Annotated in this window: 9 protein-coding genes; 6 read left to right on the top strand and 3 right to left on the bottom strand. The window is 70.0% G+C overall.

Annotated elements, in window-relative coordinates:
* Positions 1 to 141: 141 nt before the first annotated feature.
* Positions 142 to 474 carry an SWIM zinc finger family protein gene (locus tag VFZ20_RS25450; protein ID WP_329686773.1) on the top strand — a complete coding sequence of 111 codons (333 nt, stop codon included), beginning with the start codon at positions 142 to 144 and terminating at the stop codon, positions 472 to 474.
* A 154-nt stretch (positions 475 to 628) separates the two neighbouring features.
* Entirely contained in the window at positions 629 to 1,507 is an 879-nt protein-coding gene (locus VFZ20_RS25455) for an Abi family protein (RefSeq protein WP_329686774.1), read from the top strand.
* Positions 1,508 to 1,512: 5 nt separating this feature from the next.
* Here VFZ20_RS25455 and VFZ20_RS25460 read toward each other — a convergent pair whose 3' ends face one another.
* The 3 genes from VFZ20_RS25460 to VFZ20_RS25470 all read right to left on the bottom strand — a co-directional run bounded on the left by VFZ20_RS25460 (position 1,513) and on the right by VFZ20_RS25470 (position 3,305).
* Positions 1,513 to 2,181, bottom strand: a complete 669-nt coding sequence (locus VFZ20_RS25460; protein WP_329686775.1) for an endonuclease III — start codon at positions 2,179 to 2,181, stop codon at positions 1,513 to 1,515.
* Between the two features lie 217 nt (positions 2,182 to 2,398).
* Positions 2,399 to 2,716 carry a hypothetical protein gene (locus VFZ20_RS25465; RefSeq protein WP_329686776.1) on the bottom strand — a complete coding sequence of 106 codons (318 nt, stop codon included), beginning with the start codon at positions 2,714 to 2,716 and terminating at the stop codon, positions 2,399 to 2,401.
* 22 nt (positions 2,717 to 2,738) lie between these two features.
* A complete protein-coding gene (locus tag VFZ20_RS25470) occupies positions 2,739 to 3,305 on the bottom strand; it encodes a hypothetical protein (RefSeq protein ID WP_329686777.1) in 567 nt (188 codons plus the stop codon).
* Positions 3,306 to 3,453: 148 nt separating this feature from the next.
* Here VFZ20_RS25470 and VFZ20_RS25475 point away from each other — a divergent pair, with 148 nt between their 5' ends.
* The 4 genes from VFZ20_RS25475 to VFZ20_RS25490 all read left to right on the top strand — a co-directional run.
* A complete protein-coding gene (locus VFZ20_RS25475; RefSeq protein ID WP_329686778.1) occupies positions 3,454 to 3,711 on the top strand; it encodes a hypothetical protein in 258 nt (85 codons plus the stop codon).
* Between the two features lie 165 nt (positions 3,712 to 3,876).
* On the top strand, positions 3,877 to 4,584 hold the full coding sequence (locus VFZ20_RS25480; RefSeq protein ID WP_329686779.1) for a hypothetical protein: 708 nt from the start codon (positions 3,877 to 3,879) through the stop codon (positions 4,582 to 4,584).
* 380 nt (positions 4,585 to 4,964) lie between these two features.
* On the top strand, positions 4,965 to 6,158 hold the full coding sequence (locus VFZ20_RS25485) for an ABC transporter ATP-binding protein (RefSeq protein WP_329686780.1): 1,194 nt from the start codon (positions 4,965 to 4,967) through the stop codon (positions 6,156 to 6,158).
* On the top strand, positions 6,155 to 7,603 hold a 1,449-nt coding region (locus VFZ20_RS25490; RefSeq protein WP_329686781.1), incomplete at its 3' end, for an ABC transporter permease. The genes VFZ20_RS25485 and VFZ20_RS25490, both read left to right, overlap by 4 nt.

Consider the following 7,603-nt stretch of genomic DNA (forward strand, 5'->3'; position numbering starts at 1 on the left):
CGCGTCCTCCGCGCGCGTTCGTCCACTTGAAACACAAGGGTCGTGCGATGGCGTTTTCCGAATAAAAACCGAAACCAAGGCCGGTCCGCGGTGTACTACCGGTGGCGGTAAACGGACACTTCGGAACGGACAGGTGTGACCATGGCGAACATCGACATGCAGGCTGCGGGCGGAATCGAGGCGGGGCGGCTGGAGCGCTGCCTGGGGCTCACGGTGGAGCCCGCGGGGCGCGGCCGGTACCGGGTGACGGGCGGCGACGAACCGCACTGGGTGGACCTGTACGCGCCGCTGGTACCGCGCTGCGACTGCGGCGACCACCTGTGGCGCGAGCGGGTGTGCAAGCACATCCTGGCGGCCATGCTGCGCGAGGGCGACGAGCGGGTGATCCGGGAGGTGGGCGGCCTCGTTCACGCCCTGCGCGCCCTTGTCGCCTCGTGCGCCCCGCCCCGCCGCCGCCGCGCCCGGGCGGCGTAGGTAAGCGCGCGGAGTAGACGCGCATCAAGGGCCTTGACGGGCCGATCAACTCTGTTTACGTTCGGGGCAATCATAGCCCCCACGCCTCTATGTGAGTCATCTCACAAACGCGCACCAGGGGGCTTATTTTTTGTCCCTGTCCGGGTACGATGCCGTGGCTGCTCGCCTATCCACGCCGTACAGAAAGCCGGCCCTGCCTCCCCCCGCGCTCCTGGCGCACCTCCAGCGCCGGGGGCTGCTCGTCGCCGACCCCGCGGCGGCGCTGCAGGCGCTCGAGCGGGTAGGGTACTATCGCCTGTTGATCTACATGCGGCCGCTTCAGCAGGCGCCGCACAAGCGCTTTCTGCCCGGCACGACATTCCAGCAGGTCCTGGACGTCTACAACTTCGACCGGGAGCTCCGTCTGCTGTGCCTGGACGCGATCGAGCGGATCGAGGTCGCGCTCCGGGCGAGCATCGTCAGCGCCGTCGCGGTGCCCCACACGCCGCACTTCTTTCTCGATCCCCAGCACTTCGAGCGGCTCGACAGCTTTGTCGAGTTCTTTCAGACCGCGTCGCGCGCCAAGCACCTCGGCATTCAGCACTATCGGACCACCTACGGCTCGCCGGAGCTGGCCCCGATCTGGGCGCTGCTGGAAGCGATCACGTTCGGTTCGCTCTCACGCCTGTATTCCGGGCTCAAGCTTCACCACCGCAAGGCGATCGCTTCGCGGTTCGGGTTGGATGAGACGGTGCTCGTGTCGTGGTTCCGCTCGTTGAACATGCTGCGGAATATGTGCGCCCATCACAACCGTCTCTGGAACTTCCCCATGCTCGTGGACCAGCCCAAGGCGGCGAAGCGGTTCCGGGGCGAGATGGCGCGCACCGACCGTTTCTATGCCCGTGCAGTCGTGATCGTCGCGCTGCTGGACGCAGTTGCACCCGGTTCGGATTGGAAAGCGCGGCTAATTGCCCTGTTCGGCCGGTATCCCGGTGTCCCGGTCGCGGCGATGGGCTTCCCCCCGGACTGGCGCCGCCGACCCATCTGGCTCTGAACCGCTCAGCGGTGCTTCTCCACGCCCACCTGGCGGCAGTACGCCAGCACGGGGCAGGTGCTGCACCTGGGCAACCGGCCCGTGCAGACGTGCTTGCCAAAGGGCACCAGCAGGCGGTTGATCTCGATCCAGTAGCGCTTGGGAAGCGTCTGCTGCAGCTGCGCCATCGTGGCTTCCGGCGTGGGCGCGGCCACGTAGCCCCAGCGGTTTGTGACGCGGTGCACGTGGATGTCCACGCCGATGCGCGGCTCGCCGCACGCCACGCCCATCACCAGGTTGGTGCACTTGGGGCCCACGCCGCGAAACGAGAGCATCAGCGCCTCGTCGCAGGCCAGCTCGCCGCCGTGCTCGGCCACCAGCCGTTCGGCGATCTCGCGGATCTGCCCCGCCTTGCCGTAGTGGAACGCGCAGTCGTGGATGAGCGCGTCGATCTCGTCCACGCTCAGCCGCGCCATCTCCGCCGGCGTGGGCGCGCGTTCGAACAGGCGGATGGCGACGGGCAGCATCACCTCGTCCAGGGTGCGGATGGAGATGATGCACGCCACCAGCTGCTGGAAGGCCGTCGTGTATCCGCGGTCCGCCAGGTCGAACATGGCGGCCTTGGGGAACGGCTTCACGGCCACGCGGATGCGGCGGACGACCTCGGCGATGTCGAAGGGCAGCTTTTCGGGCACGGCTCTGCGCGGTGCGGGTGGCGGAATCAAGTGCGCGGCGTGGACGGCGGGGGACAGGTTACAGGGGAGAAGGGACAGCCGGCAACTGCAGGGAATAGGGAATAGGGAATAGCGGGATGCGCGCGTACCAGAGGGCAGGGCAGCGGCGGACGAGAAACAGCCGGCGACGACGGATGTCGTTGCCGGCTGTCCCCTCCAACCCGCAGTTACGCGCGGTTCAGTCGGGCCGGGTGCCGCCCACGGCGGGATCGCCCTTGCTCTCGCCGCCGCGTTCGCGGATCACCGCGCGCCCGCTGTCGGGATGCTGCTCGCTGGGCGAGTTCAGGATGCGCTGCCGGTCCTCGGGCACGCCGGCAACCTTTTGTCCATGCCCGCCAGGGCGCTTGTCCGTCTCTTCCAGGCCCGGCGCCGAGAAGGCCGGACCGCCGCCGGGCGCGTCCTCGAACCCGCCCTCGGCGAACATCTGCTCGCCGAGCGGATCGTCGTTCTCGATCTCCTCGGGGTCAAAGCTCGGGTCGATGTTCCGTCGCGTCATCGTTCCTCCCCTGTTGGTTTGATCAGCGCCGCGGCCCCAGGCGCGGCTGGATGGTGTGCTCCACGTCGTAGCCCCGCCCGCGCGCCCACTCGCGCACGGCGCGGTCGCCGCCCCGGCCGTACAGCGGGCTTTGCCGCGGCGGCATGCGCTGTTGTGCGCCGTAGTCCCCGCCGTACCGCGGACGGTGGCCGGCGTCGTAGCCGCGGCCGTAGTCGCCGCCGTAGCGGTGCGCCACGTTGCCGCGGTAGAAGTCGTGGTCGTAGCGCCGCGCATCCTCCGCCAGCCCGTACGACCACGCGCGGGGCGTGTCCTGGTAGGGCACGAAGCCCATGATGGGATCCCACCCCGTCCAGCGCATCATGGGATCCCAGCCGAACGGGGTGAACATGCCGGGGCCGCCCATCATCCCCGGCTCGGCGCCGTACGCCATCTCCTCCGTCCACCCACGGTCGTAGCCGCCGCGCATCCCCGCGTCGTAGCGGTTTCCTCTCCGGTGCTCATGCCCCCAGAAAGACCTGCCCCGCCCACCGAAGTCCCCGCCGTAGCCGCGCGGGCGTCCCCACCCGCGGTCGTAGCCGTCGCCTCGCATACGTCCCCTCCTCCTTTCGGCTTCCGGTTCGCGGGACTCCTCTCGCAAGCTCCGTGCGTGCGCCGGGCGGAACGAGGGTTGCACCGGGCGCGTGGACGAGGCCGTCCGCGCGGTGGCGGCATTGGATTGCGGGACAGGGGCTTGGCCGATGCTGTTGCTGCTGACGTGGACGGGAATCGCGGGGCTGCTGGCGGGATCGCTGTACGTGGCGCTTCAGCTGGCGGGGCTGCCGTACGCGCCCGAGTGCCCCACCTGCCGCGGGGTCACGTGCGCGCCCGTGCGCCTGTCGCGGATGGACCGCGTGCTCGCGGCCTGCGGCGGCGCCGACGCCCGTTTGTGCACGCGCTGCGGGTGGCAGGGGCGGATGCGGTGGCGGCTGGCGGCGGTGCGCGCGCGGCGGAAGTGAGGGGAAGTGCGTGAGTGCGTTAGTGCGGAAGTAGGTCTCGCCTCGGCTGAGGCATCGGGCGGCTGATCCTGCCGTCCATCCGGAGGGGGTGACGCGTGGAGGGCGGAGCCGTATGTTTACCGCCTCGTCTCCACGCCTTCCACTTCTTCTCCATCTCCATCCCAGATGACCCTCCGTCCATTCGTTGCGCTCGTCGGCCTGTGCGCGGCTGCGGCGTGCGCGCCCATCGTCACGCACGGGCCACGGGCGGAGCGCGGGCTGCAGGTGACGGCCACGGCCGGCCTGCCGCAGGAGCTGTGCGACACGACCTGCGCGGTGGACCTGGTTCCGCAGATCGGGTTCGGGGCGCGGGTGGGGCGCCCGGCGGAGGGTGGGCGGATGGGGTACAGCGTGGGCGGCACCTTCAGCGCGTCGCTCTTTGCGTCGGAGGCGGACGTGTACCTGCAGGCGCCCACCGCGCCGGACTGGGCGGCCGGAGGCGGCGTGCTGCTCTCGCCCATGCACGTGATGCCGTACGTTCAGCTGGGGCGGATGGGCGAGGACGGCTCCGGCTGGTACACCACGCAGGGGTTCGCCTGGCTGGCGCAGCGCACCGACCTGTCACTGTCCGAGGGGAGTGGCGATCTGGTGAAGCCGCGCTACTGGGCCCCCACCGTCGCCTATCGCTTCACGCATCGCGGCGGGGCAACGCACCTGTACGTCTCCGGCGCGTTCGGATCGACGAATCCGTTGAGCCCGGCGCGGACCGAGAACGGTCCCGTCCGCACGGTGTTTGCCGGCATCGCCGTCGAAAGGCAGGTCCGCACGCCCGTCCAGCTCGGCCCTCCGCCCGCACCTCCCGTCCCGGCTCCACCCTCGCCCGTTACGCCCTGACCGGGTAGCGCCGATCCCGCGAATATGTCCAGATGGATCGGCTCCGGTGCGCGGGGGCGGATCCGTGGTTTGGACACAAGATCCTTCGTCGCCGCCATCGATCGGCGCCCAGGTCGGGATCGCGCGGCGGCTCCTCAGGAGGACGCTCTTCTGCGTAGCGGACGTCTTAGGACGACGTCTACGCGCCGTTGCGCATCGCCTCCCGAGGACGACGCGTGTCGAGGATGACGGCCTACGAGAAGAACCCGGCGGCACGCGCCCGCTATTCCCTATTCCCTATTCCCTGTTCCCTATTCCCTGCAGTCCCACGTTCGCATCCGCGCGGGGAATTCCGTATCATCCACGCATCCGCCCCAATCCACCCGCCGCAGTCACGTTCCGTGGAACTGAAGATCGAGCGCCTTTCCAAGACGTATCCCAACGGCGTGCACGCCCTGCGCGACGTGTCGCTCACCATCGCACCGGGGATGTTCGGGCTGCTGGGGCCCAACGGGGCGGGCAAGAGCACGCTCATGCGCATCCTCGCCACGCTGCAGGAGGCCGACAGCGGCGCCGCCCACCTGGGCGACATCGACGTGCTGCGCGACAAGGAGGCCGTGCGCCGCACGCTGGGCTACCTGCCGCAGGAGTTCGGCCTGTACCCCAAGGCCACGGCGGAAGAGCTGCTGGCGCACTTCGCCATCCTCAAGGGCGTCGTGGACGCGCGGGAGCGGCGCGACGTCGTGCGCTCGCTGCTGGAGCAGACCAACCTGTACGAGGCGCGCTCCCGGCGGCTGGGCTCGTTCAGCGGGGGGATGCGGCAGCGGTTCGGGATCGCCGTGGCGCTCATCGGCAACCCGCGGCTCATCATCGTGGACGAGCCCACGGCCGGGCTGGACCCCGCCGAGCGCGTCCGCTTCCTCAACCTGCTGAGCGCCCTGGGCGAGAACGCCGTCGTCATCCTGTCCACGCACATCGTGGAGGACGTGAGCGACCTGTGCTCGCGGATGGCCATCATCCAGCGCGGCCGCATCCTGCTCGAGGCGGAGCCGCAGCAGGCCGTGCGCGCCATCCGCGGCCAGGTGTGGCGGCGCGAGGTGCCCCGCGACGAGCTGGAGGCGTTCGAGGCCACGCATCCGCATCACCCCGTCATCACCACCACGCTGCTGGCGGGGCGCACGGTGGTGCACGTGCACGGCGACACGCCGCCGGAGCCGTCGTTCCAGCCCGTGGAGCCGGACCTCAAGGACGTGTACTTCACGGTGATGGGCGGAATCCCCATCGGGCGGCAGGCGTCTCCCTCCCCCGAGCCGCCGCCCATCCCCGGCACCGAGCTCCCGATGCCCGGCGCCGAGGTTCTTTCGATCCGGGACGTCGAATCCGCCCCGATCGCGTCGGCCGAGCCGCTCGCGATCGGCCGTGCCGAGGCCCCGCCGATGCCGTCCGCGGAGGATCAACGGATTCCATCGCCCGTCGAGCCGCCGGTCTCGTCCATCGAGCCACCGCCGGTCCCGTCGCCCGAGCCGCCGCCGCTTTCGCGCACGAACGACGTCGACGACGACTGGTCCGCGTTCCGGGCCCCGGAGGAGCGGTGAGCGCGCTCTGGGCCGTCGCCCGGTTCGACCTGCGCGAGGAGGTGCGGCGCATCAGCACCTGGGTGTACTTCGCCATCTTCTTCGCCTTCGCGCTGGGCACCATGGCCGCCATGGCCGGCGCGTGGGAGGAGATGGACATGGGCTCGCGCGTGCTGCTGGCCAACTCGCCCATGCGCATTGGACAGGTCATGCTGCTGATCTCGCTCTTTGCCGTGCCCATCACGTCGGGGCTGGCGGGGCGGGCCGTGCACCGCGACTTCGAGATGCGCATCCACCCGCTCTTCTTCACCACGCCGGTGTCCAAGGCGGCGTACGTGGGCGGGCGCTACGTGGCGGCGGTGCTGACGAACCTGCTGGTGCTGCTGGCCGTCCCGCTGGGATTGTTCGCGGGGACGCTGCTGCCGGCCGTGGACCCGGACCGCATCGGCGCGTTCCGCTTCACGAGCTACGCCGTGCCGTTCGCCCTGCTCGTCGTCCCCAACGTGCTGATGACGGCGGCGCTGTTCCTGGTGCTGGCGGCCCTTACGCGCCGCGCGCTGGCCAACCAGGTGGGCGGGCTGGTGCTGCTGCTGGGATACGGCCTGTCACGCCTGTTTACCACGGCCATCGAGGCGGACTGGTTCACCTGGCTGTCGGACCCGTTCGGCTCGGCGCCGACGAACCACGCCACGCGTTACTGGACCGTGGCGGAGCAGAACCTCTCCGCCTTTCCCCTGACGACGCCGCTGCTCGTCAACCGCGCGCTGTGGCTGGCCGTGGGGTTCGGCGTGCTGGCCTACGGCATCGCGCGGTTCCGGTTCGCGCAGTTCCTGCGCGAGGACGACGCGCCGCGCTCGCCGGCCGCCGCGGCCGCGCCGTCGCTGGCCGCGCGGCTGCGCCTGCCGGACCCGCGTCGGGCGTTCGGCGCGGGGGCACGGTGGACGCAGCTGCTGGAGATGACGCGCGATGGCACGCGGCGCATCCTTCGCGGCGTGTGGTTCTGGATCCTGGCGGCCGTGTGCATGGTGTTCGTGCTCATCAGCGGCAGCGAGATCGGCAGCATCTACGGCACGCGCACGTACCCCGTGACCTACCAGGTGCTGGAGCTGCACTCGGGGTTCTGGATCCTGTTCGGCATCGTCATCGTCACCATCTACGCGGGCGAGCTGGTGTGGGAGGAGCGCGACGCGGGCATCGCGCAGATCCACGACTCCATGCCCGTGCCCAGCTGGATCCCGTTCGCCTCCAAGACGCTGGCCCTGAGCGGGATGATGGCCGTGCTGCTGACCGTCGCCATGCTCACGGGCATGCTCATCCAGGCGGCGCGCGGCTACTTCCATTTCGAGATCGGCCTGTACCTGGCGGAGCTCTTTGGCCAGGCGCTGCCCATGTTCGTGCTGATGATCATCCTGGCCGTCACCGTCCAGTCGCTGGTGAACCACAAGTACCTGGGGCACCTGGTCATC

This window comes from Longimicrobium sp. (assembly GCF_036280135.1).
GTDB lineage: Bacteria > Gemmatimonadota > Gemmatimonadetes > Longimicrobiales > Longimicrobiaceae > Longimicrobium.